Consider the following 25,616-nt stretch of genomic DNA (forward strand, 5'->3'; position numbering starts at 1 on the left):
CTTCAGACCTCACCTCACGATGACGCCCTTGCTTTCAGCTGCATCCTTCCCACTGCCGGGCGGATCAGGGACTCTCACCCATTAGAACGTGCGCCCGCCGGGCACACCGCAGAAACCCCGGAAATTTCTTTCCGGGGTTTCATCCTTTTTGTGCCACTTATCTTGTGATGACTCTTGCCTTCAGCACACCGTCGGTAGCCTCAATCTTCGTCATCACCTGTTCATTTACCGGCGACTCAAGATCGATGACCGTGTAAGCGAAATCACCGCGGCTCTTGTTCGCCATGTTCGCAATATTAAATCCCTCATCTGAGAGGATTCTTGTAAATCTTCGGATCATGTCCTTCACATTTCTGTGGCAGATGCACAGACGCGCCGCATCACGCAGAATGCCATTGTTCATGTTCGGATAATTCACAGAATGGCTGATATTTCCGTTCTCAATGAAATCTCTGAGCTCCTTAACCGCCATCTCCGCGCAGTTGTCCTCAGCTTCCTCAGTGGAAGCTCCGAGATGAGGGGTAATAATGGTGTTCGGCGCATTGATGATCTTGTCATTGGCAAAATCCGTCATGTATCTTCTGACCTTGCCGCTTTTCAGGGCATCGACCATCGCATCCTCGTCCACCAGAATATCACGCGCGTAGTTCATGACTACAACACCCGGCTTCATCATCTCGATTGCCTCACGGCTGATCATGCCTCTGGTGCTGTCAGTCGCCGGTACATGAACGGTGATGAAATCGCATTCCTTGTAGATCTCATTGACATCCTGAATGTGACGTATCGTTCTGGAAAGGTTCCATGCGGCATCGACCGACAGGAAAGGATCATAGCCGTAGACATCCATCCCGAGGTGTGTCGCCGCATTCGCTACGAGCTGCCCGATCGCGCCAAGTCCGATGATTCCCAGCTTCTTCCCGCTGATCTCGGTTCCGGCGAACTGCTTTTTGGCTTTCTCCGCGTCCTTGCCGATATTTTCATCCTCGTGATTTGCTCTTACCCACTCGATGCCGCCGATAATGTCACGGGATGCCAGAAGCATTGACGCAATGACCAGTTCCTTTACGGCATTCGCGTTGGCTCCGGGAGTGTTGAACACAACAATTCCCTTCTCTGCGCATTTCTCAAGCGGAATGTTGTTGACACCGGCACCCGCGCGGGCGATTGCCAGAAGCTTGCCTCCAAACTCCATATCATGCATTTTTGCGCTTCTGACCAGAACGGCATCTGCGTCTTCGAACCGGTCTGTCTCCCTGTACTGGTCGCTGAATCGCTGAAGACCGACTTTTGAAATATTATTCAAACAATTGTACTGGTACATTATTTCAGATTCTCCTTCTCAAACTCACCCATGAATTTCACGAGAGCCTCAACACCCGCGTATGGCATCGCATTGTAAATGGAAGCGCGCATTCCGCCGACAGTACGATGGCCCTTCAGGTTCTCCAGTCCGGCCTCCTTCGCCTCGGCGACAAACTTTGCATCCAGATCTTTATCTCCGGTTACAAACGGAACGTTCATCAGAGAACGGTCCTCTTTCCGAACTGTGCCCTTGAACAGCTTTGACTGATCGAGATAATCATAGAGGAGTTTTGCCTTCTTTTCATTGCGCTCGTTCATCGCCTCAAGTCCGCCGTTTTTCTTCAGCCACTTGAAGACCTTTCCGCAGATGTAGATGCACCAGCAGTTCGGCGTGTTGTACAGAGAATTCTTGTCCGCCTGCGTCTTATATTTCATCATCGTCGGCGTACCCGGCAGACAGCTGTCCGTGATCAGGTCATCGCGGATTACGGTAATAACCATTCCCGCAGGTCCGACATTCTTCTGAACGCCGCCGAAGAAGAGACCGTATTTCTCAACATCGATCGGGCGTGACAGGAAATTGGAGGAAACATCCGCCACAAGGAGTTTTCCCTTCGTGTTCGGAAGCTTCTTGTACTCTGTTCCGTAAATGGTATTGTTTTCGCAGATGTATACATAATCCGCGTCATCATCGATGGGAAGGTCGGAGCAGTCCGGGATATAGGTGTAGTTCTGATCCTCGGAGGAAGCAACCGCATTTGCCTTTCCGTAGATCTGAGCTTCCTGGTATGCCTTCTTCGCCCAGTTTCCGGTGATGATGTAGTCAGCGACACGGTTCTTCATGAGATTCATCGGAATCTGCGCAAACTGAAGACTTCCGCCGCCCTGTAAGAACAGAATCTTATAATTGTCCGGAACTCCGACAAGCTCGCGGAAATCCTGCTCGGCTTCATTGATAATATCATCGAACATTTTAGATCGGTGACTCATCTCCATGACCGACATTCCGCAGCCGCGGTAGTCCATCATCTCTTCCTGTGCTTCCTTCAGAACCTCCTCCGGAAGAACAGCCGGTCCGGCCGAAAAATTATAAACTCTGCTCATTTTGATATCCTCCTGGTAAAATTCTAGTATGCAGTCTCTCGTATGAAAGACACTTTAATATGATAAACTTCTAACAAACGCTTGTCAATCTCCGAACACGCAAAATCCGGAGATCCGGGGATAACCGGAGATAACAGAACAACCGTGTAATCCCATCCCTGCCATTTACACGAGATCAGCAGGGCAGAATTGCTAAAACTCCGATGAATATAACACGCCTCTGCCGTTTTTTCATGATCAGGCACATCTTAAACGAGATAAAACACGCTGCGCGAGTTTTATCTCGCTATCGCGACGCTCGCCGCACACGAATACTTCGCATTCGGCTGCGGCTCACTGTTCGCATAAAAAAACGGCAGAGCCGCAAATACTGCCGCCCTGCCGGATATACAATGCGCTGATTTTATTTGTTCCAGTTCTCCATGTCTTTCTGATCGTATATTTCATCATTCGGCTTGCCGGCCGGGATCATCGGAGAAACCTTGTCGTCCGGATCTATGACACAGTCGAGCACGACAGGCTTCTGATCAGCAATTGCCTTCTCAAGAGCAGGCGCAAATTCCTCTGCCTTCGTGATGCGTACACCTTCTGCGCCGAGCGCTTCCGCCACCTTGACGAAATCGACCTTGTCATCCAGTATTGTGTTGGAGTAACGCTGTCCGTAGAACAGGTTCTGCCACTGGCGGACCATTCCGAGCACATGGTTGTTGATCACAACCTCAATCACCGGAATGCCGCTTCGGGCAGCCGTGGCAATCTCGTTCATATTCATGCGGAAACAGCCGTCCCCGGCTATGTTGATGACCGTTTTGTCCGGTCTTCCACACTTCGCTCCAATCGCCGCACCGAGTCCATATCCCATCGTTCCAAGTCCTCCGGAGGTAATCAGAGTCCTCGGTTCCGTATACTTGTAATACTGAGCCGCCCACATCTGGTGCTGTCCCACATCAGTGCAGATAATCGCCTGCCCCTTTGTGATCTCATAAATCTTCCGGATGACAAACTGCGCCGTGAGACGGTCCTCCGGCACATAGTCATTGACCAGTTTCTGCTTCCGGTGCATCTCCTCCGTCCACTGCGGATTCGACTTTTCCCTGATCTCCGGAAGGAGTTCATCCAGAACTGTCTTCATATCGCCGGATACGCTCGCATCAACGACAACATTTTTGTTCACTTCCGCAGGATCTACATCAATCTGAAGAATCTTTGCCTGCTTCGCGAAGGTCTTCGGTGAACCCACATCCCTGTCTGAAAAGCGGGCTCCCAGAACGATCAGAAGATCACACTCCGAAGTGAGGAGGTTCGCGCCCTTCGTGCCGTGCATGCCGAGCATTCCCATATACTGATCATCCGTACCCGGGAAGGTTCCCTTTCCCATCAGGGTGTCACAGACAGGTGCCTGAATACGATGCGCAAGTTCGATAACCTCTTTCTGCGCGCCGGAAATCGCCGCTCCCCCTCCCACAAACAGGTACGGACGCTTTGAAGCATTGATCAGTTCCACAGCCCTTGCGAGATCTTTCTGATTTACGTTTCTGTCCGGTTCCGGATTTTCCGGTTCTTTTCTCTCAAAATCACAGACAGCCGCCGTGATATCCTTCGGGATATCTACAAGCACCGGTCCCGGTCTTCCGCTCTTTGCGATGGCAAACGCGCGCCGGATGGTGTCAGCAAGGCGGGTCACATCCTTGACAATTGAGCTGTATTTCGTGATGGGTGTGGTGATTCCGGTGATATCAACCTCCTGAAAGCTGTCTTTTCCGAGGTAGCTGGTTCCGACGTTCGCGGTGATTGCCACGATCGGAACAGAATCCATGTAGGCCGTCGCGATGCCGGTTACCAGGTTTGTCGCTCCGGGTCCGGATGTTGCCATGCATACGCCAACCCTGCCAGTCGCTCTCGCATAGCCGTCCGCTGCGTGAGAGGCTCCCTGCTCATGAGAAGTCAGAATATGATGGATTTCCGGATGTTTATATAATTCGTCATAGATATTCAGAATGGCTCCGCCCGGATATCCGAAGACGGTATCCACTCCCTGCTCCTTCAGGCACTCGATGACGATCTGTGAACCATTTAACTGCATGTCAATATCCCTCTTTCATGTAGCGCTGCACGGGTGCGCCGCACCCGGCAGTCTGCGTCTTTTTCTGTGAGCTTTGTTGAGATTAATTCTATATACAGCAGGATTTATTTCTGATATATCCTGCGTCCGGCGATATCTATTCCTGAGATTTAAATATATCCTGCGTCCGCGATATCTATTCCTGAGGTTTAAATAAACCCTGCGTCCGCGAGATCTATTCCTGAGATTTATTCTGCATCCGGCGTCTTGAGAATTGCTCCGCGGTTTGCGCTGGTCACCATAGCCGCATAACGCGCAAGATATCCGGTAGTCACATTTGGCTTTCTCGGAACCCACTCTGCCTTTCTTCTGGCGATTTCCTCATCGCTCACCTTCATGTCGAGCTTGTGATTCGGAATATCGATGCTGATGATGTCTCCCTCGTGCACAAAGGCAATCGGTCCTCCAACCGCTGCTTCCGGGCTGACATGACCGATGGAAGCTCCTCTGGAAGCGCCGGAGAAACGCCCGTCTGTGATCAGCGCGACACTGGAGTCAAGACCCATGCCGGCAATCGCCGAGGTCGGGTTCAGCATCTCTCTCATACCCGGGCCGCCCTTCGGTCCTTCATAGCGAATCACAACCACGTCGCCGGGAACGATTTTCCCGCCCTTGATCGCAGCGATCGCGTCCTCCTCACAGTCGAATACCCTTGCCGGGCCCTCATGCACCATCATCTCCGGAAGTACAGCGGACTGTTTTACGATTGCGGTGTCCGGAGCCAGGTTGCCCTTGAGTACAGCAAGTCCGCCCTTCTCCATAAACGGATGATCGATCGGACGGATGATCTCCGGATCCTTATTGATGCAGTTCTTGATATTCTCGCCGACAGTCTTGCCGGTTACGGTCATGCAGTCGAGATTCAGAAGATTCTTCTTGGAAAGCTCATTCATCACCGCATAGACACCGCCCGCCTCGTTCAGGTCTTCCATATAGGTAGCGCCTGCGGGTGCGAGATGGCAGAGGTTCGGTGTCTTCTCGCTGATCTCATTTGCCAGCTCTGTGTCAAAATCAAATCCTGCCTCATGTGCGATCGCCGGGATATGAAGCATGGTATTGGTGGAGCAGCCGAGCGCCATATCAACTGTCAGTGCGTTCAGGAACGCTTCCTTTGTCATGATGTCGCGGGGACGGATATTTTTCTCCAGCATCTCCATGACCTTCATGCCAGCGTGCTTGGCGAGGCGGAGCCTCTCGGAATATACCGCCGGGATCGTTCCGTTGCCCTGAAGCCCCATACCAAGTGCCTCGGTGATACAGTTCATGCTGTTCGCGGTATACATGCCGGAGCAGGATCCACAGGTCGGGCAGACCTTTCTCTCATATTCCGATACCTGTTCCTCGGTGAACTTGCCTGCCGCATAGGAGCCTACTGCCTCAAACATGGAAGAGAGGCTTCTCTTCCTTCCGTAGACATGTCCGGCCATCATCGGGCCGCCGCTGACGAAAACGGTAGGGATGTTGATGCGGGCAGCCGCCATCAGAAGACCCGGAACATTCTTGTCGCAGTTCGGAATCATCACCAGTCCGTCGAACTGATGCGCGATTGCCATGCACTCCGTGGAATCGCAGATCAGATCACGGGTAACCAGGGAATACTTCATTCCGATGTGGCCCATGGCGATACCATCACAGACCGCTATCGCCGGAAACATCACCGGCATTCCGCCCGCCTCGGCGACACCCATCTTCACCGCCTGAGCGATCTTATCCAGGTTCATGTGACCCGGAACGATTTCATTGTAGGAGCAGACGATGCCGATTAACGGTTTTTCCATCTCCTCCGGTGTAAATCCAAGTGCATTGAACAGGCTTCTCGCAGGCGCCGCCTGCATACCCTTCGTAACATGATCACTATTCATAATCCGTTCTCCCATCTAATCGTACTTATCTATCCTCTTGCGCCGGAGAAACCCGGCATCTCGATTTCGTTTCTTACGCTTCCTTCAGAATCGCCGTGATGGCGTCTCCCATTCCAGAGCAGCTCACCTTCGTCGTGCCCTCGGAATAGATGTCTCCTGTCCGGTATCCGTCGGCGAGAACTCTCTCAACCGCCGACTCCACATCATCCGCCTCCTCATCAAGATTCAGGGAATAGCGGAGCATCATTGCCGCCGAGAGAATGGTCGCGATCGGGTTCGCGATATTCTTGCCGGCGATGTCCGGCGCGGAGCCATGCGACGGCTCATACAGGCCGAAGCTCGTCTCGTTCAGGCTGGCGGAGGAAAGCATTCCGATGGATCCGGTCACCATGCTTGCCTCGTCCGAAAGGATGTCGCCGAACATGTTCTCCGTCAGGATGACATCGAACTGCTTCGGGTCGCGGACCAGCTGCATCGCGCAGTTATCAACCAGCATATTCTCATAGGTAACCTCCGGGTATTCCTTTGCGACCTCTGCCGTCACCTTTCTCCACAGTCTGGAGGAATCCAGCACATTCGCCTTGTCTACCTCGGTCACCTTCTTGTTCCGTTTCATGGCAATCTCGAAGGCTCTCTTCGCGATCCTCCGGATCTCATTCTCATTGTAGCTGAGTGTATCAACCGCTGTCTCCACGCCGTCAACGTCCTTTGTCTCTCGCGCGCCAAAATAAAGGCCTCCGGTGAGCTCCCGCACAATAATCAGGTTGAAGCCCTCATCCCCGATGATCTCATCCTTCAGGGGGCAGGCGTCCCGAAGTTCATTGTACAGGTAAGCCGGGCGAAGATTCGCGAAAAGCCCCAGCGCCTTGCGGATACCAAGCAGACCCGCCTCCGGGCGTTTCGACGGCTCCAGCCTGTACCATGGAGAGGTCTTCGCGTCTCCGCCAATCGATCCCATCAGAACCGCGTCGCAGGTCCTGGCCTCCGCCACTGTCTCCTCTGTGAGGGGAAGTCCCGTTGCGTCGATGGATGCTCCTCCGAGCAGAAGATTTGTATAATGAAAGGTGTGATGATACTTTCCGGCAACCGCGTCCAGAACCTTCTGTGCCTCGTTTACGATTTCGGGTCCGATGCCGTCCCCGTGAATTAAACCAATTTTAAACTCCATGAATCAGGTTCACCTCTTCTTTTGATATTTTGATAATTTAATATAAGTCCTGTTAAACCATCTATGTGTACATTCATTCAACTTATACTTGACTCGTAGTTTATATAATACTTCAATTCAAGTATCATTTCAACCGGCAAAAAAAGCCGAATCTCCGAAATAACCCGACAAAAAAAGAAAAGCACAGAAACCTGCGCTCCTGTGCCTGAAAATCTGATCTTCCGATTATTTCTTTGCGTCCTTCTCCGCAGTCTTTGCCGCAGCAGCCTTTTCTTCCTTCGCTGCAGCCGCCTGCTCCGGCTTCTCAACCTGTGCAATCGCCTCTTTGCGCATCGGAATCCGGCAGTTCTTGTTGTTGCCGAACTCTACGATGACATCGTCCTCGCTGATATCGATGATGATTCCATAGAATCCTCCGGTCGTCACAACAGCGTCGCCGATCTCCATGGCACTGAGCATTGCCTGCATCTTCTTCTGCTCTTTCCGCTGCGGACGGATCATCATAAAATACATCAGCGCGAACATAGCGACCAGAAGAATGATCATGCTGAGCGCGCTGCCTGAACCCGAAGCTGAACTTGCAAAAATCATAACGATTCCTCCCTGTAATTGATTTCGGATATAACTGTCAAAAAATAATAATACATGATATTAAACCGGGTGACAAGCTATTTTATGGAGTTTTCACAAATTTCGCACCCGTCTAAACTGACTTTTGTTCATTTCTCCGTTTCCTGACGAACTGCCTGTTCCTCTTTCATCTGTTCTTCCTTTACGGTATCATGCGGATCCCTCATGGTATCCCCCTGTTCCTTCCGGAATATTCTCTCATTGGCGACCTTCTGGTAATACTTCGGCTGCTTCATCGCCTCATGCTTCTCTTCCTCCTCCCGAAGATCATCCAGTGCTTTTCTCTTCCAGGAATCCCAGCGATCCTCCTCGATCGCGCTGCGGATCTCCCGTGTCAGATGGTTGTAGAAGTACAGGTTGTGCTCCGTGCAAAGACGCATTCCCAGCATCTCCTTTGCTTTCAGGAGGTGGCGGATATAAGCCCGGCTGTACCTGCGGCACACCGGACACTGGCATCCCTCCTCTATTGGCCGGCTGTCCAGCTCATACTGCGCGTTGATCAGATTCAGATGTCCCCTGTGGGTATACACATGCCCGTGACGCCCGTTCCGGCTCGGATAGACGCAGTCGAAAAAGTCCACGCCCCGGTCCACCGCCTCGATGATGTTCGCAGGCGTGCCGACTCCCATCAGATATGTCGGTCTGTCCTGCGGAAGCTCCGGCACCACATGATCCAGAATATCATACATCTGCTCATGTGTTTCACCGACCGCCAGTCCACCGACCGCGTAGCCGTCGGCATCCAGCTCCCGGATTCTTTTCGCGTGCTCAATCCGGAGGTCCGGATAAACCGCCCCCTGATTGATCGCGAACAGAAGCTGTTCCTTATTAATGGTATCTTCTCTCTGGTTCAGTTCCCGCATTTTCTTCTGGCATCGGATCAGCCACCGGTACGTCCGGTCAATGGACTCCTTCACATATTTCCTGGTCGCAACGCTGGACGGGCACTCATCAAAGGCCATCGCGATCGTTGAGCCGAGATTCGACTGAATCTGCATGCTCTCCTCCGGGCCCATGAAGATCAGCCTTCCATCCACATGGGAGTGGAAGGTGACACCCTCTTCCCTGATCTTTCGCGAATCTGCCAGGGAAAAAACCTGGAACCCGCCCGAATCCGTCAGAATCGGTTTGTTCCAGGACATGAACTTATGAAGGCCGCCGAGCTTTTTGACCACCTCGTCTCCCGGACGCACATGAAGGTGATAGGTGTTGGAGAGCTCGATCTGCGTCCCGAGACGCTCCAAATCCTCGGTCGAGACCGCCCCCTTGATGGCTCCCACCGTACCCACGTTCATGAAAACCGGCGTCTGCACCGTACCATGCACGGTTTTGAACTCCGCCCGCTTCGCTCTGCCGCTTACCTTTATCAGTTTATACTCTGCCATAATACTCCGTTTCCGCAGAAAATACCTGCAATATCATCTGTTTACAATTTATCATAACGGATTTACCCGATGCCCGCAAGTGTCTCGCTCCCTTCCCCGATGTCTGCGCAGGCAATGTCAAGTGCTCCATTATATTGTGCAAAATCAGAACCCCAGTTTTACGGATGTGTCCTAAACCCTGCGTTTCCGCCCATGTTTTTTACCATTTTTTCATTTTTGGCCGATACCCTTGCTGTTGTTTTTAAAAAATCCTTGTCGTATAATCGTTCTGAATATAAAGGAGTAAAATTGTATGTCAGATTTAAACTATACATTAGGTATTGATATCGGTTCCACAACGGTCAAGATTGTCGTCCTGGACCTGGAAAAACACATCCTGTTCTCCGACTACCGGAGACATTTTGCTAAAATTCAGGAGACCCTCGCGGATCTTCTCGAAGAGGCGGAGAAGATAACGGGGAACGTCCAGATTCATCCGGTCATCACCGGATCCGGCGGCCTTGCCCTCGCTCAGAACATCGATGTTCCGTTCATGCAGGAGGTTATCGCCGTTTCCTCCGCCCTGCAGTTCCAGGCTCCTCAGACCGACGTTGCCATCGAGCTCGGCGGCGAGGACGCGAAGATCATCTACTTTGAGAATGGAAATATCGAGCAGAGAATGAATGGCGTCTGCGCCGGAGGAACCGGTTCTTTTATTGACCAGATGGCCTCTCTTCTGCAGACGGACGCAACCGGACTGAACGAATACGCCAAGCACTATCAGGCAATCTACCCGATCGCCGCACGCTGTGGTGTCTTCGCCAAGACAGATATTCAGCCGCTGATCAATGAGGGCGCGACCAAGGAAGATCTGTCTGTATCCATTTTTCAGGCGGTGGTAAACCAGACCATCTCCGGTCTTGCCTGCGGCAAACCGATCCGCGGCCATGTTGCCTTCCTCGGAGGTCCGCTCCATTTCCTCTCTGAGCTTCGCAAATGCTTCATCCGCACTCTGAACCTCGACGAGGAACATACCATCGTTCCGGAAAATTCTCATCTCTTCGCCGCTCTCGGATCCGCTCTGAATGCCAAGGAGGACGTGGAGTACTCTCTGACCGATATGAAAGAGCGTCTGCGCCACGGTGTCAAGATGCAGATGGAAGTTGCCCGCATGGCTCCGCTCTTCGCCAATAAAGACGAATACCGGGAATTTATCGAGCGTCACAACCGGGATAAGGTCGAAACCGGCAATCTCGAGGATTATAAGGGAAACTGTTATCTCGGCATCGATGCCGGCTCCACCACAACAAAGGCGGCGCTGATCTCCGAGGACGGAAAACTCCTTTACTCCTTCTACGACAATAACCACGGAAATCCTCTGGCCACCTCGATCCGCGCCATCCAGGACATCTACAGCAAGCTTCCTGAGGGCGCGCGGATTGCCTATTCCTGCTCCACCGGTTACGGGGAACAGCTGATCAAATCCGGCCTCATGCTGGACGAGGGCGAAGTCGAAACCATCGCGCACTACACCGCCGCTTCCTTCTTTGATCCGGATGTAGACTGCATCCTCGACATTGGCGGTCAGGACATGAAATGCATCAAGATCCGCGATCACGCCGTCGACAGCGTCCAGCTGAACGAAGCCTGCTCCTCCGGCTGCGGTTCTTTTATCGAGAACTTCGCGAATTCTCTGGGCTATGAAGTCAAGGACTTTGCGCAGGAGGCTCTGTTCGCAGAGAACCCGATTGACCTCGGAACACGATGCACGGTATTCATGAACTCCCGCGTGAAGCAGGCCCAGAAGGAGGGCGCGACCGTAGCCGACATCTCTGCCGGACTCGCGTATTCCGTCATCCGGAACGCCCTTTATAAGGTAATAAAGGTCTCCGACGCGAAGGAGCTTGGCCGCCACATCGTCGTACAGGGCGGTACCTTCTACAACAACGCAGTCCTCAGGAGCTTTGAACGCATCGCAGACTGCGAGGCAGTCCGCCCGGACATCGCCGGAATCATGGGTGCCTTCGGCGCCGCCCTGATCGCCCGCGACCGCTGCGAAGGCAGGGAAACCACAATGCTTCCCATCGACAAGATCAATACTCTGCAGTACTCCACAAAGAGCGCCTACTGCAAGGGCTGCACAAACCACTGCCGCCTGACCATCAACCGCTTCTCCGGCGGCCGCCAGTACATCAGTGGTAACCGCTGCGAGCGCGGCATTGGAAAACAGAAAAACGCGCACCATATTCCGAACATGTACGAGTGGAAATACAACCGCATCTTCGGCTACACGCCTCTGACCGCGGACGAGGCTCCGCGCGGAAAAATCGGAATCCCGCGTGTTCTGAACATGTATGAGAATTATCCTCTGTGGTTCACCTTCTTCACAAAGCTCGGATACAGCGTTGTCCTGTCCCCGACTTCCACGAGGAAGATCTATGAGCTTGGCATCGAGTCCATCCCAAGTGATACCGCCTGCTATCCCGCCAAGATCAGCCACGGCCACATCACCTGGCTGATCCGTCAGGGTGTGAAGAATATTTTCTATCCATGTATTCCCTATGAACGTCAGGAATTCGCGGAAGCCGTAAATCACTACAACTGCCCGATCGTTACCTCGTACGCTGAGAACATCAAGAACAACGTCGATGAGCTGAAGGATCCGTCCATCCACTTCATGAATCCGTTCCTGGCCATGACCACCGAGCAGACCCTGGCAGACGAGCTGGTAAAGGTCTTTCATGACATTCCCGAAAAGGAGGTCCGCGAGGCCTGCCACGCCGGATGGGTCGAGATGGCGAATGTCCGCGATGAAGTACGCAAGAAGGGAAGGGAAGTCCTCAAATGGATGGAGGAAACCCATCATCACGGCATTGTTCTCGCTGGACGTCCGTATCATATTGACCCGGAGATTCACCACGGAATCCCGGATATGATTACCTCCTACGACGTTGCTGTCCTGACCGAGGATTCGATCTCCGACCTTGCTCCGATCGAACGGCCTCTGCGCGTAAACGACCAGTGGATGTACCACACCCGGCTTTATGCCGCCGCAAACTTCGTCAAGACAAGAGACGACCTGGAGCTGATCCAGCTGAACTCCTTCGGCTGCGGTCTGGATGCCGTAACAACAGATCAGGTATATGAGATTCTCTCCGGCAGCAACAAGATCTACACCGTTCTGAAGATCGACGAAGTGAACAACCTGGGAGCTGTCCGGATCCGGATCCGTTCCCTTCTCGCCGCCGTTCGCGCCAGAGAGAAGAATCCGCAGCCGCGCGAGATTCACAACTCCGCCGCGGAACGGGTCGTATTCACAAAGCAGATGAAGGAGGAGGGATATACCATCCTGGCTCCGCAGATGTCACCGATACACTTCAGTCTGCTTGAGGCCGCCTTCAACACCGGAGGTTATCATCTCCACGTCCTGGACAACGACAACCGGCATTCCATTGATGAGGGTCTGCGCTATGTAAACAACGATGCCTGCTACCCCTCTCTTCTGGTCGTCGGGCAGTTCATGGATGCCCTGGATTCCGGAAAGTATGATCCGGATCATACAGCTATTATCATGAGTCAGACCGGAGGCGGCTGCCGGGCGTCGAACTATATCGCTTTCATCCGCCGCGCACTGAAGAAGGGCGGATATCCGCAGGTGCCGGTTATCTCTCTGAATCTTGTGGGTCTGGAGGACAATCCGGGATTCAAGATCACACCTGATATGGCGATCCGGATCGTATATGCCGCAATCTTCGGTGATATCTTCATGAAATGCCTGTACCGCATGAGGCCGTATGAGAAGGTTCCCGGCTCCGCGAACCGCCTGCATAAAAAATGGGAAAAAATCTGCATCAACTATCTGACCAACAGGAGGGTCGGATGGCACAGCTACACCAATCTCTGCCGCTCGATCATCCGTGACTTCGACCGCCTGCCGGTTGATGAAAGTCTTCGCAAGCCGCGGGTCGGCATCGTCGGAGAAATCCTTGTGAAATATGCCCCTGCCGCCAACAATCATCTGGTCGATCAGCTGGAGAAGGAAGGCGCCGAGGCCGTCGTACCCGACTTTGTAGATTTCTTCATGTACAGCTTCTATAACGCGAAGTTCAAGTACCGCCATTATGGCACGAAGAAGAAATCCATGCTTCTGACACAGGCCGGGATCGCCGCGGTCAACGTGCTGCGCAAGGCTGCAAACGATGAATTCATCCGGAGCACGCATTTCACGCCGTCCGCGAAAATCGATGAGCTCGCTCATTACGCGTCTCCGATCGTCTCCGTCGGCAACCAGACCGGCGAGGGATGGTTCCTGACCGGCGAGATGATGGAGCTCATTCACGGTGGTGTCAACAACATCGTATGTATTCAGCCGTTTGGCTGTCTCCCGAACCACATCGTCGGCAAGGGCGTCATCAAGGAAATCCGCGCCGAATACCCGAAGGCGAATATCGTCGCCATCGACTTCGATCCCGGTGCTTCCGAGGTCAACCAGCTCAACCGGATCAAGATGATGCTGACAAATGCAATGAAAAATATGCAGGCGGAAAGCTGATCTGAAAATTTTGTTCATGCAAGTGGCTGCCACACTATTTCGTGTGGCAGCCACTTGTTTATCTTTCACTAAAATGACTCCTCCTTGCCATTCACCGAAACGGTTCCTCCTTGCCATATTTGACAATCGGCGCACAGATAACCGCCTTCTTCTGCTTTATCCCTCCCTTTACAAATGGAAAACAAGCCTTATCCCAAAGCCTGTATCGAATGGAATCCCCTTTAAGGCTTCCGTCCTGCTGTCTCCTTTTCCATATGTCGTTTTCAGACGGTCCACCTGTAAAATATTACTCATAATGGTCACCACCATCCTTTCCTAAGACCATTGTAATGATGGTCCGCCTCATATACCACTTACAGTTGATGTAATATTCTTGTCTTGTCAATTTATTCTTGTTGCATCCTCCCCTGCAACGTATAATAGAATAAATAAAGGAGAACAGACCATGTTTAAGTTCCGAAGGTGGATAACCATACTAGATTCAAGAAATAAGGATGAGATTAACAGAGCCGAGGATCGTTTAAAAAATGCCGGGCTGCGCACAAAGACCTGGGCTTCCGAACCCATGCCCGTCGGAGGGTGCGGGGCACAGATGCGGCCCGCGGACTGGAGCGGGATAAAGCCGGCAGTCCGGCCGCGAAACGAGATGCTCTATCATCTCGCCGTTACCGCCGATGAGGAAGATCATGCACGTAAACTGCTAGAATCTTCTAACGAAAAAGGTGACAGTCATGACCTTTCTCTCTGATATTCATGTCAATATTACGGATTGTTTTTCTTAAAGAAAGAGGTGTTTTCCATGAAATTTTATATGCCCGTAAAGCTTTATCAGGAAGTGAATTGCGTAAAGAATCACGCATCAGAAATAGCCTCGCTGGGCAGCAGGGCTGTCCTCGTTACCGGCGGCAGCTCTTCCAAGAAGAACGGATCGCTCTCAGATGTTGAAGGTGTTCTCAATGATTCCGGAATCCCCTTCACACTTTTTGACGGTGTTGAGCAGAATCCTTCGACAGATACCGTGATGAAAATCCGGGATCAGGCCGTAGATTTCGGCGCCGATCTCTGTATCGGCATCGGCGGCGGCTCCTCGCTTGACGCGGCAAAGGCCGCAGCGCTGATGATCAAAAACCACGACAAGGGAATCGACTATCTCTACGAAAAAGGAAACCCTGTCGATACCATTCCCGTCATTGAAGTTCCCACCACATGCGGAACCGGCTCAGAGGTCACGGCAGTATCTGTCCTTACGAACCATAAGACCAATACCAAAGGCTCCATTCCATACAAGATTTTTCCGTCGCTTGGCCTTGCTGATCCGGGATATCTCAGATCGCTTCCTCTATCCGTACTGAGAAATACCGCTGTCGACGCGCTGGCTCATCTGTGGGAGAGCCTGATCAATGCACACTCTGACACCTACAGCAACATGACGGCGGAAGCCGGCCTGAAGGCATGGTCATTGAACAGAGATATTCTCTCCGGAATGGTCCGGGCGTCCGACAGGGATTTTTCGAACCTAATGACCGCATCTGTCCTGGGAGGAATGTCGATCGCCCAGGTCGGGACCACAATTCCTCACGGTCTTTCCTATGCGCTCACCTTAAACGCCGGTATCCCTCACGGACAGGCATGCGGATATTTTGAGGCCGGCTATCTGTCTCACGCAGATAAGGATCTCCGAGATAAGGCTCTCTCCCTCGCCGGATTCAAGGATCTCGACGACTGGCGCGAATTTTATTCTGAAATAAGTGAGCAGCTCACCGTAAGCGATGAGGTTCTCTCCCGTGCCGTCGATGAACTCCAGGAATCCAAGATGGCACTCGCCCCGTTTCACTGCGACAGGAAAATCCTTAACGAGATAGCAAAGGATCTTTAATCTGCTCCGAAAAAGACTACTCAGGTTATAGACATACAGAACATAGCTATGCTGATCAATACCATGATGCGCATTGATGTGAACCGCATGGATACGAAGCGCCTGGATACGAAGTGCCTGAATAAGAAGTGCCTGAATACAAAGCGCATTGATATAAAGAGATAATTTTTAATGCCCTGTCCGGAATCGCTTCGTTTAACGATTCCGGACAGGGCATTTCCTTTATACGGACACCGCGAAATGTCGCGTTTTATCTCGTTGTCACGACTTTTTATCAAAATACGGTGCCAGCAGTGCTGCGACATTGGAAATGGGCATGGTCTGAAGGATAATTTTGCCCGGACCGCGGACCACCGTATTAAAGACGCCCTCTCCTCCCAGCAGCATATTTTTCACACCAGGTACCGTCACCACTTCCATACTGCAGCTTTCATCCATGGCTGCAAGATAACCGGTGTCTACAATCATTTCCTGTCCTTCCTGCAGGATGTATTCACAGCCGAAACCGTCGATCTCAATAAATGCGGTTCCCTGTCCGGAAAGCTTCTGCATAACAAAACCTTCTCCCCCAAAGAGACCTTTGCCAAGGCTTTTCTGGAAGTACATAGACAGCTCCACACTTTCCTGTGCGGCAAGATATGCCTTTTTCTGCACGATTACGCTTTTACCCGGTGAAATCTCAATTGCATTGATAGATCCTGGAAAGCTGGACGCAAAGGCAATCATACCTTCTCCATTCTGCGCCGTATAACGATTCTGAAAGATATTCTCACCAGAGAACATTCTTCCAAACATTTTCTTGATCCCTCCTCCGGAAGTCGTTTCCATTTTCATATTCGGACTCATCCAGCTCATACTTCCGCTCTCCGTCATCATAGACTCTCCGGCCTGAAGATAACACTCAACTACAGGAAGACTTCCGCCTTTTATTTCATACCTCATAAATCTCTCCTCTCTCAGAATCCACTGACTCTGTAAACGATAAACTCTGTCGCGGAATTGTCCGCTCTGTCCTCCGTCATACCTACAAGCACGGTGCCGTCTGACAGTCTTGCAGCTGTACTGATCCAGGGATAGTTAGTTCCGAAAAGCTCACTGTCCTCCGCCGATCCCAGGAAACTGCCGTCGCTCTTCCAGAATAACAGGTTCCGCATATTTCCATCCAGACCGATAAATCCTTTTTCCGTCTCCTGGATATCTGTAATACTGCCCAGAGACTGTTCTCCTCCAAATTCCTGGTTTCCAAGCTCCATCTGTTGATTTCCTTCGGTGTCCAAAACCCAGATGGCTTCATTCTGCGTATCCGGATCCTCGCCTGCGATGAAGATGTGGTTTTCACTCAGGCTCACAGTATTGATACTCTCGTTGGAAAAACCGGACCATGCTTCTTTCGAGGCCTTACTTCCGTCAAAGACTACTTTCTCCGGTTCTGACCCGAAAAACCAGGAAAGACCCCAGGTTCCGCTGCTGTGTATAACCGCCTTGTCAATATCGTCGTTTGCCGCAATGATCTGACCATCTTTTACCGTAAGCATCGGAGACATAAAGCCTGTCAGGTACAGATTTCCGTTCTGGTCAGCGGAAAGTTCTTCATAATCATCCTCCAGCTTCATGGTATTCTTCAGTGTCAGTGAGTCTCCCAGTGTGTATTCATACAAAACATTATCCAGTAATATAAACACTCTGTCACCAACCGCAGCCATTCTTCCGCTGAAAATGTCATGCGCCAGAAGCGGTTCCTCAACCGGAACCCATACAGAGGTTATCGTAGTATCCGCGATCATCTTGGAATGCTCATGATCCGTAGTGAAGGCCTCTCCCTCCCACGGCCAGGGATAATCCTCATTTCCGGTATCCTTCAGATGAAATGCCAGGTTGCTTATCAGCTTCTCCACCGCAGGATCGGAATATTCACCGGATATACTTACCTTTACCGTGGTTCCGGAACCAACATCTCTCCCCATATAGGTCAGAACCGGTTCGCCCCAGCTCGTCGTTTCAGAGAAAACACAGGGAACCCCGCCGATGTTCTTCTGCTCCACGGTCTTATCGACTGCCAGTGCGTGTGCGTCAATACCGGACGTATGGAGAAAATCCCGATAATCGTTGCAGTCTTCTACTGTCGCAGAAATATTCACAGCCGCCAGAACAGTATCCCCCTGCTTATAATCCAGCCGTCCATAGCTGCTGGTCTCGCTGTCTCCCTTGTAATCTTCGTTCTCTGTCCACCCTTCCGGATAATAGATATCCCAGAGCTTCATTTCCAGATGTGTACCGCTTGTATCCCGGCTGCCGTCTGCCTCTGATTGCGGCCCTGACACACCGGCAGAAGTGCTGTCTGCCGCGGTCACACTTTGAGAAGAGGTGCTCTCCGTTACTATTTCGCTTACCGATTTTGACGATGAGCCTGAGCCGACGCCTTCACTCCCCTCTTTTTCAAAATGAAAGCTGACTCCCTCATATTCAATATACAGGTCTCCATCCTTATCGGTTAAGTCCATCGTGTCCGTGGAGTCTTTAATTTTTACCCCGGTCTCTGTCTCCTCCCACTTTCCTTTCTCTACTTCATCATCGATATGTGCCTCGCAGGTCCCATCTTCTTTAAATACGAAAGAAAATTCATCCATGAAATCCGACACGGCAAATTCCATCCCCGACATTTCGGCTGAGACAGCATTCCACTTCCCCAGATATTTGCTTCCCTTCATATTTTTTCCGCCGCAGCCGGCAAGAATCATTGTCGAGAGAATCAGAATACCGACCACCAGGATAGCACAACCATTTTGTAAATATTTTCTCTTCCGTTTCATTGCAATACCTCCTTCCACATTTTTCATTCCTCGTGTATAATAGATTCAGAATCTTTAATCAGTCGTATGCGCGCTTCCGTCTTATGATTTAAATATACTGATATCGGCAGATTTGTCCCCATCTGTTTCCCCCGTTTTGATGGGAAATACTAAAAATAATAACGATTCACTCACTATCTCGATAACCTCCAGTTTTCTCAATCTCCGGAATCGTTACAAAGATTGATTCACAGGTATATGCGTATGAAAAAGCACTCCATTTTATCTTTACTTCTCACCATGCTGCTGTTGATCGGTCAGCCGCTCCTGTCCGCCTGCTCGGGAGGCAGCCGCCTGAATCCATCGGACCCGGTAACGCTCACCTTCTGGCATGTGTACGGAGAACAGGTAGACTCTCCGATGAATCTTCTGGTGCAGCAATTTAATGAAACCATCGGTATGAAAAAAGGGATTGTCATTAACGTGACCCGGATGTCCAATGCTTCCGAGATCGGAGAACAGCTTCTGGCAGCGCAGGAGGGAAAGCCTGGTGCCGGCACCATGCCCGACCTGTTTCTGTGCTACCCCGGAACGGCTTCTCTTCTGGGACCGGAGAATCTGGTTGACTGGTCGGAATTTTTTTCACAGGACGAGCTGGATTCCTACGTGGATGCCTTCGTAGAGGAAGGGATCCTGCAGAACCGCCTCTGTGTCTTTCCTGTCTGTAAATCCACCCGTCTTCTTTATGTAAATGGAACGGAGTTTGAGCGATTTCAGGAGGATACCGGCATCACCTACAGCAGCCTCCGAACCTGGGACGGCTTTTTCCGCACGGCAGCGAAATACAGGGAATGGTCGAAGGGAAAGCCCTTCTGTGCTTTTGATTACCTGGTGCAGAATGTAGATCTCAGCGCACGCGAAATGGGAGGAACGCAGATCATAAAGAACGGCTGTTACGACTGCTCCGACCCGGTGCTGCGTAGTTCCTGGAAGCAGTTTGCGGATGCACTGATCAGAGGCGACATCATCGTCTCCGATCTTTACGCCAATACACAGATGATGACCGGCGAGGTTCCTGCCGGTACCGGTTCCAGCGCAGCCATTCTGTACTTTAATGACATCGTTACCTATTCCGACAACACAACTGAGCCCATGAATCTGAAGGTGCTTCCCCTTCCCGTATCGGACCGGCCGGAAGCCGCCTCCGCTCCACTGGCTCCACAGACCGGCTGCGGAATCTGTGCCCTCAAGACAGACAGCCTGAAGGCGGAAGCCGCCTCCGTTTTTGTCCACTGGCTGACAGAGAGCGAACGGAATCTGGATTTTGCGGCGAAGACGGGCTATTTTCCGGTAACAGAAGAAGCTTTCCAGGCAATCGACAGCTACCGCTTTCAGAGCCCCTCCTATCGTTCTGTATACAACGCCATCCGGGTCGTGAAGAACACCTGCCATTTTGTTCCGCTCCCTTCGGACAGCGGGTTTATCGAAAAAACCAACCATCTTTATGACACGCTTCGTTCTATGCAGACTTCCCTGAACAAACGCTATCTCGACGGCGAGGATCCGGACACCCTTGAGCTTGAGACCTGGGAGCAGTTCTGCTCCTGCCTGGGACCTCCGGAAACCTGAAAGGAGATGTCTGTGAAAATGACATTTTTCTCTTTTTTACATCGTAAACCAGCAGAAAGCAGCGAACTGACCAGGAAAAAGAACAGCCTTCGCTATAAGCTCTTCCAGTATATGTTTCTTCTCGCCGTACTTCTGATGGCTGCGTTCCTGATCGGATTGTCCGTCATCGTTACCGCGCTGAGGCAAAGGAACACCTTTCGTTCTTCCCTGCAAATGCAGATGACGGTCTTTTCACAGGATATCTCTTCCGAATTTGAGACATTGGAGGCAACTGGGCTTCAGATGTCGCTTTCTGTTACAGAACAGATCCGGAACTACCTCAACGGAAGACATATCTCTTTTTCGGAGATCAATGACTCCGAAACAGATCTGAAAGCACTCCAGGAATTTTTGTTCGATACGATAAGAGATAAGCTTCTTCAGACAGACAGTTCCGGCGCATTTCTGCTGCTTGACGCTACCGTCAATACAAGCCTGACCGGAGCGGATTGCTCAAGGTCAGGCCTGTATATACGCAAAAGCTCTCCCGACTCCGATTCTGAGCTTCTTCTCTATCGCGGAATCACGGAAATCGGCAAGAAAAACAATGTCATGCCACATCGGAAATGGACACTGGAATTTCACACACAGAACCTCCCAGGGTATGACACCTGGAAAAGCAGCGCGCAGCCGGACACCTGCAGCTTCAGTGATATTTTTGTCCTGCCCGGAACCTCGGATAAGGTACTGCTCCTGCTGTTTCCGCTTTTTTCTCCTGACGGAACTTTTATCGGCGTCTGCGGCTTTGAGGTGAATGACAGCTTTTTTCGACAGAAAATAGCCCAGCCCACTACCCTGAGTCATCTCACCTGCATTCTTGCAGATATTCACAATGCTCCGGAAGGACAGAACTCCGGCACTCTAAAGATTGATCCAGCAAATTCTATGTCCTGCGGAACCACCGACGGATACTACCTTGCCCCTGCCGGTACGCTGACCGTCACCAAAAAGCTCTCCGAAAAGCAGGTACTCTGTACGGACCGCGTTACTTCCTATCTTGGAATCACAGAGAAGGTAAAGCTTGCCGGGCTCAATGAGTGGTTCCGCGCTTATATCCTCATTCCGCTTCGTGATTATCAGCAGATGGCTTTCCGTGAAGACGCCGAGGTCCTTCTGATCTTCGCCGTCCTCCTTTGTCTCTCTCTGCTCTGCTGCCGTTATTTCAGCCGGCGCTTTTTGAATCCGATTCTGAAAAACCTCGACCAGCTGAAGAACAGAGAGCAAACAGACACAGCTGAAATGATTCCCGAAATCGCTGAGCTATTTACTCTGTTCTCGGAAATAGAAAATGACAGGAAAGCGGAAACATCCGCGTTGGAAAATGAAATAGAAAACGCCCGCAAAGAGCTCAGCCGTGTGAACAGGGAATATGATGACGCCAAGCGGGAACTCTCCCGCCTGGTGTACGCACGTAAAAAAGAAGTGGATCCGGAAAGCTATCAGCTGTTTCTGAACGGACTGAACACCTTAACACGGACCGAAAAGAAAATTTTCCTCCTCTATCTGTCCGGAAAGGGAACCAAAGAGATTATGGAGGAAAACAACATCAAGGAAAGCACCCTCCGCTACCATAACCGCAATATCTACAGCAAGCTCGGAATAAATTCTATGAAGCAGCTTCTGCGTTACGCTGCTATTATGAACGGAGATAATTCCGATTAATTCCAACCGCCGGTAATGATCATCTCTTACAGCATCATTACCGGTCATAAGAACGTCTTGTGAAAAAAGCTGCCCTTTATTCCTTCCTGTAGTTCATACGCAAATTCTTCAGCATCGCAATATCTGTAACCTGTATTCTTCCTCTGCCGGCGCGGATCACTCCTTCGTCAGCGAGCCGCTTCAGCATCCGCGCCACGACCTCTCTGGAAGAATTGATATCTTTTGCAATCTGATCGTGTGTGACCGTGATTTCCGTGCTCCCGGTCTGTTCACATATCTCCACGATCCAGGCGGCTATGCGCTGGTCGATACGCAGGAACAGCACTTCCTGAAAGGTCCATGTCACGTCCGAAAAGCGCCTTGAAAGCAGCTCGTAAATCATACACCGGACATAGATATTACTCTCCTTCAGCCTTGCCAGCACATGGGCAGGAACAATCAGAATCCGGCATCTTTCCTCTGCCTCCATCTGCGTGTCAAAGGTAATTTGCGACACAACGCAGGACGCGGAGAGGACATCATCCTCTCCGGTACGCAGGTGATATAGTGTAATCTCCCGTCCCTCTTCTGACGTCAGAAATGTCCGGACAGATCCGGAAAGGATACGTATAAAACCCAGGCACTCATTTCCACGTGAAAAAACCGTGCTGCCTTTATCGAAAATGCGGAGTATGATATGCTCACGAACCAGTTCTTGCTCCGCTTTTGTCAGCCTGCTCCAAAACGGCAGCGCAGCTATCAATTCTGCATTTTTCATTTTTGCAGGTATATCATGCTTCTGTCCGTTATTCTCCATATACGCTGCTCCCTTTCACATACTCTTCCGGCATTTCTCGCTAACAGACTCTTTCTGTTTCAAATACTCTTCCAGCTTCCGTGATTATATGAAAAGATTCACATTCGACTCCTCAGCATCTCCAAGGTAAGTGCCAACCCCGCCGATTTCCACACCGTCAATCAGCTCCTCTTTCCGTATCCCCATCACATCCATGCTCATCGAACAGGCTATGATTTTTACGCCGTTTTCCATAGCCTTTTTCATCATGTCCTCTAAGGAATCAATGTTCTTATCCTGCATAATCCGGCGCATCATGGCTGTTCCGACCCCGCCCATGTTCATATGGGACAGCTTCAGCTTTCCTGCCCCCTTCGGAAGCATTTTTCCAAACATCGCCTCTGCAGGTGCCTTTTTGATACCGGGCGCCTCCGGCTTCCGCAGTGCCGTAAGTCCCCAGAAAGTGAAGAACATGGTGACCGGGCGTCCCATAGCCAGGGCCCCGTTGGCAATGATAAACGCAGCCAGAACCTTATCCATATCACCGTCGAAAACGATGATCGTCTTTCCCTGCGGTGTATTATTCATTATAACATGATCCTCGGATGTGGGAACACTGCTTCCCGGAACCGGCACAGCCGACCCTGTGCTGTTTCCCCTGCACAAAACAGCCACATAGTCCGTCCCCTTTTTCTCATTGGACAGTAGTGTATTCCCCGTGCGGCGGCACCATGAAATAATATCCTTTGCAAAGCCCGGATCCGATGCAGTCACCTCCAGAAGGTCACCATTTTCCATCTTTTCCATGGCGCGATAGACTTCCATAATCGGTCCCGGACACTGAAGCCCCGAACAGTTAATGCGGATCTGCTTCGCCTGTTTCCTCTTCTTGCAGCCCTCTGTCTCGTTCGCGCCGGATTCCGCTTCCGCCTGTCCTGTTTTTCTATCTGTGTGCATGGTTTCCGGGTTTCTGTCATCCAACGCATCGAAACGGTCCTTTGCTCTTCCATTGCCGGCATTGCCCCCGTCTTCGCAGTCCGGATGAAGAGAACGGAAAAGACTGGCGCCTCCCGGATAAACCTTAATATGCTCAAACCCGTGCTGTGAAAGGATTCTCGCCGCTGTATACGCCCGCACGCCAACCGCGCACATCACAATATACGATTTCTTCCGATCCAGCTCATTCAGCCTACCTCGAAGCTCTCCCAGAGGAATGTTCACGGATTCCGCCGGAGCCCACGCAAGTCTCTCCGCCTCTTCCCTGACATCCAGAATGATCTCCCCGGCATCCGGTTTGGGATCGTCCCATTCAGAAAAAGCCACCAGCTTTCGGATCACGTTTTCCGCCGCAAAAGCTGCCATATTCACCGGATCCTTGGCGGAGGAATAAGGCGGCGCATACGCCAGTTCCAGATTTTTCAGCTCTGCAATTCCGCCTCCCAGCTGCATGACCGTCCCAATGGTATCAATTCTCTTGTCAACACCCTCTCCGCCTGCGATCTGGGCTCCAAAAATCTTCTTTCCATCCGGAGAGAACAACAGCTTCAGGATCATAGGAATCGCGCCGGGATAATATCCTGCGTGAGAATTCTGGGTGATCACAACCTTCTCATAGTCCTTTCCCCGGACCATACCGCGGCGAATCAGCTTCTTTTCTCCTGCCCCGACAGAAGCAGCCGTAAGATCAAACACACGGGCAACGGAAGCTCCCTGTGTTCCTCTGTAGCTCTCCTTTCCCCCGGCGATATTGTCCGCCACAATCCTGGCCTGCCGATTGGCCGGACCCGCCAGCGGAATCATTGTCTTCTCTCCGAAGACCGGATCGGTAACCTCTATCACATCCCCGGCAGCATAAATATCCGGATCCGATGTATGAAGCTGCTCATCTACGCAGATTCCTCCTCTTTCATTGCACATCAGCCCGGCCTGTATGGCAAGCTGACTGTTCGGGCGCACGCCTATAGAAAGAACCACAAAATCCGCAGAAAGCTCTTTTCCGCTCGACAGCTTTACAAATACCGTCTGCTCCTCCGTCCGGAACGAAGCGACCCCATCAGACAGATAAAGATCCACCCCGTTCTCCCGGATATTTTCTTCCAGAAGCATTGCCATTTCCCGGTCAAATGGGGCCATAACCTGATCAAGCGCTTCCACAATAGAGACCTGCAGGCCTTCCTTTCGCAAATTCTCTGCTGTCTCCAGTCCGATAAATCCTCCGCCTACCACAATAGCCCTGCTGCTGCGGCCGTCTGCAGCCATCTCACGAATCTTTTCTGCATCTGGAACTGTCCAGAGCGTGAAAATCCGTTCCGAATCAATTCCCGGAATTCGAGGGCGCACCGGAGAAGATCCTGTCGCAATGACCAGCTTGTCGTAGTCCTCCTCATACGTACGGTTCGAAGCCAGATCAGTCACCGCAATCTTCTTCTGCTTCCTATCAATTGCTGTTACTTCATTCCGAGTTCTTACATCTACCCGGAATCTCTCCCGAAGAACCTCTTCCTTTGTCACCAGAAGCGCATCCTTTGATTTGATCACATCTCCGACATAATACGGCAGCCCACAGTTTGCGTAGGAAATATACGGTCCTCTTTCCAGAAGAACAATCTCCGCGTTCTCATCCAGTCTTCGCAGGCGGGCAGCACAGCCTGCGCCTGCTGCCACTCCTCCGATAATCACAGTTTTATTCATTTTTGTCTCCTTTTCTACCGGCTTCATACCATACTTTTTTCTTCGGGT

Annotated in this window: 16 protein-coding genes; 5 read left to right on the forward strand and 11 right to left on the reverse strand. The window is 51.4% G+C overall.

What is annotated here, in order from left to right; translation table 11 throughout:
• Positions 1–157: 157 nt before the first annotated feature.
• The 7 genes from ACTNDI_RS10230 to tgt all read right to left on the reverse strand — a co-directional run bounded on the left by ACTNDI_RS10230 (position 158) and on the right by tgt (position 9,576).
• Entirely contained in the window at positions 158–1,324 is a 1,167-nt protein-coding gene (locus ACTNDI_RS10230; RefSeq protein ID WP_441100888.1) for a phosphoglycerate dehydrogenase, read from the reverse strand.
• The gene (gene serC, locus ACTNDI_RS10235) at positions 1,324–2,409 is read right to left on the reverse strand and encodes a 3-phosphoserine/phosphohydroxythreonine transaminase (RefSeq protein ID WP_441100889.1); all 1,086 of its coding nucleotides are present in this window, start codon (positions 2,407–2,409) and stop codon (positions 1,324–1,326) included. The genes ACTNDI_RS10230 and serC overlap by 1 nt, the downstream gene beginning before the upstream one ends.
• Before the next feature lie 403 nt (positions 2,410–2,812).
• Positions 2,813–4,492, reverse strand: coding sequence for a biosynthetic-type acetolactate synthase large subunit (ilvB, locus tag ACTNDI_RS10240; protein ID WP_441100890.1), 1,680 nt, complete (start codon positions 4,490–4,492; stop codon positions 2,813–2,815).
• Between the two features lie 227 nt (positions 4,493–4,719).
• Entirely contained in the window at positions 4,720–6,393 is a 1,674-nt protein-coding gene (ilvD, locus tag ACTNDI_RS10245) for a dihydroxy-acid dehydratase (protein ID WP_441100891.1), read from the reverse strand.
• A gap of 73 nt (positions 6,394–6,466) precedes the next feature.
• Complete coding sequence (leuB, locus tag ACTNDI_RS10250; RefSeq protein ID WP_441100892.1) at positions 6,467–7,561, reverse strand: 3-isopropylmalate dehydrogenase; 1,095 nt, start codon at positions 7,559–7,561, stop codon at positions 6,467–6,469.
• Positions 7,562–7,786: 225 nt separating this feature from the next.
• Positions 7,787–8,107 (reverse strand): preprotein translocase subunit YajC, encoded by a 321-nt coding sequence (yajC, locus tag ACTNDI_RS10255; protein ID WP_441100943.1) that lies wholly within the window; start codon positions 8,105–8,107, stop codon positions 7,787–7,789.
• A gap of 173 nt (positions 8,108–8,280) precedes the next feature.
• A complete protein-coding gene (tgt, locus tag ACTNDI_RS10260) occupies positions 8,281–9,576 on the reverse strand; it encodes a tRNA guanosine(34) transglycosylase Tgt (RefSeq protein WP_441100893.1) in 1,296 nt (431 codons plus the stop codon).
• Between the two features lie 292 nt (positions 9,577–9,868).
• Here tgt and ACTNDI_RS10265 point away from each other — a divergent pair, with 292 nt between their 5' ends.
• The 3 genes from ACTNDI_RS10265 to ACTNDI_RS10275 all read left to right on the forward strand — a co-directional run bounded on the left by ACTNDI_RS10265 (position 9,869) and on the right by ACTNDI_RS10275 (position 15,983).
• The gene (locus tag ACTNDI_RS10265) at positions 9,869–14,107 is read left to right on the forward strand and encodes an acyl-CoA dehydratase activase-related protein (protein WP_441100894.1); all 4,239 of its coding nucleotides are present in this window, start codon (positions 9,869–9,871) and stop codon (positions 14,105–14,107) included.
• A 445-nt stretch (positions 14,108–14,552) separates the two neighbouring features.
• Positions 14,553–14,855, forward strand: coding sequence for a hypothetical protein (locus ACTNDI_RS10270; protein WP_441100895.1), 303 nt, complete (start codon positions 14,553–14,555; stop codon positions 14,853–14,855).
• 51 nt (positions 14,856–14,906) lie between these two features.
• Positions 14,907–15,983, forward strand: a complete 1,077-nt coding sequence (locus ACTNDI_RS10275) for an iron-containing alcohol dehydrogenase family protein (RefSeq protein WP_441100896.1) — start codon at positions 14,907–14,909, stop codon at positions 15,981–15,983.
• Positions 15,984–16,244: 261 nt separating this feature from the next.
• On the opposite strand, the gene ACTNDI_RS10280 is transcribed toward ACTNDI_RS10275, so the two are convergent.
• Complete coding sequence (locus tag ACTNDI_RS10280; protein ID WP_441100897.1) at positions 16,245–16,925, reverse strand: TIGR00266 family protein; 681 nt, start codon at positions 16,923–16,925, stop codon at positions 16,245–16,247.
• 14 nt (positions 16,926–16,939) lie between these two features.
• Entirely contained in the window at positions 16,940–18,793 is a 1,854-nt protein-coding gene (locus ACTNDI_RS10285; protein ID WP_441100898.1) for a hypothetical protein, read from the reverse strand.
• 243 nt (positions 18,794–19,036) lie between these two features.
• Between ACTNDI_RS10285 and ACTNDI_RS10290 the strand changes: the two genes are divergently transcribed.
• Both ACTNDI_RS10290 and ACTNDI_RS10295 read left to right on the forward strand, forming a co-directional pair.
• Complete coding sequence (locus ACTNDI_RS10290; RefSeq protein WP_441100899.1) at positions 19,037–20,401, forward strand: extracellular solute-binding protein; 1,365 nt, start codon at positions 19,037–19,039, stop codon at positions 20,399–20,401.
• 18 nt (positions 20,402–20,419) lie between these two features.
• Positions 20,420–22,102, forward strand: coding sequence for a LuxR C-terminal-related transcriptional regulator (locus ACTNDI_RS10295; RefSeq protein ID WP_441100944.1), 1,683 nt, complete (start codon positions 20,420–20,422; stop codon positions 22,100–22,102).
• Between the two features lie 76 nt (positions 22,103–22,178).
• Here the strand turns inward: ACTNDI_RS10295 and ACTNDI_RS10300 are convergent, their stop codons facing one another.
• Positions 22,179–22,898, reverse strand: a complete 720-nt coding sequence (locus ACTNDI_RS10300; protein ID WP_441100900.1) for a Crp/Fnr family transcriptional regulator — start codon at positions 22,896–22,898, stop codon at positions 22,179–22,181.
• 84 nt (positions 22,899–22,982) lie between these two features.
• Complete coding sequence (locus tag ACTNDI_RS10305) at positions 22,983–25,568, reverse strand: FAD-dependent oxidoreductase (protein ID WP_441100901.1); 2,586 nt, start codon at positions 25,566–25,568, stop codon at positions 22,983–22,985.
• Positions 25,569–25,616 lie beyond the last annotated feature (48 nt).

Source organism: Bilifractor sp. HCP3S3_D3 (assembly GCF_052063915.1).
Lineage (GTDB): Bacteria > Bacillota > Clostridia > Lachnospirales > Lachnospiraceae > Bilifractor.

Excerpts from the sequence above, each read along its gene's own strand:
- ACTNDI_RS10230 (WP_441100888.1), bottom strand. The coding sequence starts at position 1,324 with ATGTACCAGTACAATTGTTTGAATAATATTTCAAAAGTCGGTCTTCAG.
- serC (WP_441100889.1), bottom strand. The coding sequence starts at position 2,409 with ATGAGCAGAGTTTATAATTTTTCGGCCGGACCGGCTGTTCTTCCGGAG.
- ilvB (WP_441100890.1), bottom strand. The coding sequence starts at position 4,492 with ATGCAGTTAAATGGTTCACAGATCGTCATCGAGTGCCTGAAGGAGCAG.
- ilvD (WP_441100891.1), bottom strand. The coding sequence starts at position 6,393 with ATGAATAGTGATCATGTTACGAAGGGTATGCAGGCGGCGCCTGCGAGA.
- leuB (WP_441100892.1), bottom strand. The coding sequence starts at position 7,561 with ATGGAGTTTAAAATTGGTTTAATTCACGGGGACGGCATCGGACCCGAA.
- yajC (WP_441100943.1), bottom strand. The coding sequence starts at position 8,107 with ATGATCATTCTTCTGGTCGCTATGTTCGCGCTGATGTATTTTATGATG.
- tgt (WP_441100893.1), bottom strand. The coding sequence starts at position 9,576 with ATGGCAGAGTATAAACTGATAAAGGTAAGCGGCAGAGCGAAGCGGGCG.
- ACTNDI_RS10265 (WP_441100894.1), top strand. The coding sequence starts at position 9,869 with ATGTCAGATTTAAACTATACATTAGGTATTGATATCGGTTCCACAACG.
- ACTNDI_RS10270 (WP_441100895.1), top strand. The coding sequence starts at position 14,553 with ATGTTTAAGTTCCGAAGGTGGATAACCATACTAGATTCAAGAAATAAG.
- ACTNDI_RS10275 (WP_441100896.1), top strand. The coding sequence starts at position 14,907 with ATGAAATTTTATATGCCCGTAAAGCTTTATCAGGAAGTGAATTGCGTA.
- ACTNDI_RS10280 (WP_441100897.1), bottom strand. The coding sequence starts at position 16,925 with ATGAGGTATGAAATAAAAGGCGGAAGTCTTCCTGTAGTTGAGTGTTAT.
- ACTNDI_RS10285 (WP_441100898.1), bottom strand. The coding sequence starts at position 18,793 with ATGAAACGGAAGAGAAAATATTTACAAAATGGTTGTGCTATCCTGGTG.
- ACTNDI_RS10290 (WP_441100899.1), top strand. The coding sequence starts at position 19,037 with ATGAAAAAGCACTCCATTTTATCTTTACTTCTCACCATGCTGCTGTTG.
- ACTNDI_RS10295 (WP_441100944.1), top strand. The coding sequence starts at position 20,420 with ATGACATTTTTCTCTTTTTTACATCGTAAACCAGCAGAAAGCAGCGAA.
- ACTNDI_RS10300 (WP_441100900.1), bottom strand. The coding sequence starts at position 22,898 with ATGGAGAATAACGGACAGAAGCATGATATACCTGCAAAAATGAAAAAT.
- ACTNDI_RS10305 (WP_441100901.1), bottom strand. The coding sequence starts at position 25,568 with ATGAATAAAACTGTGATTATCGGAGGAGTGGCAGCAGGCGCAGGCTGT.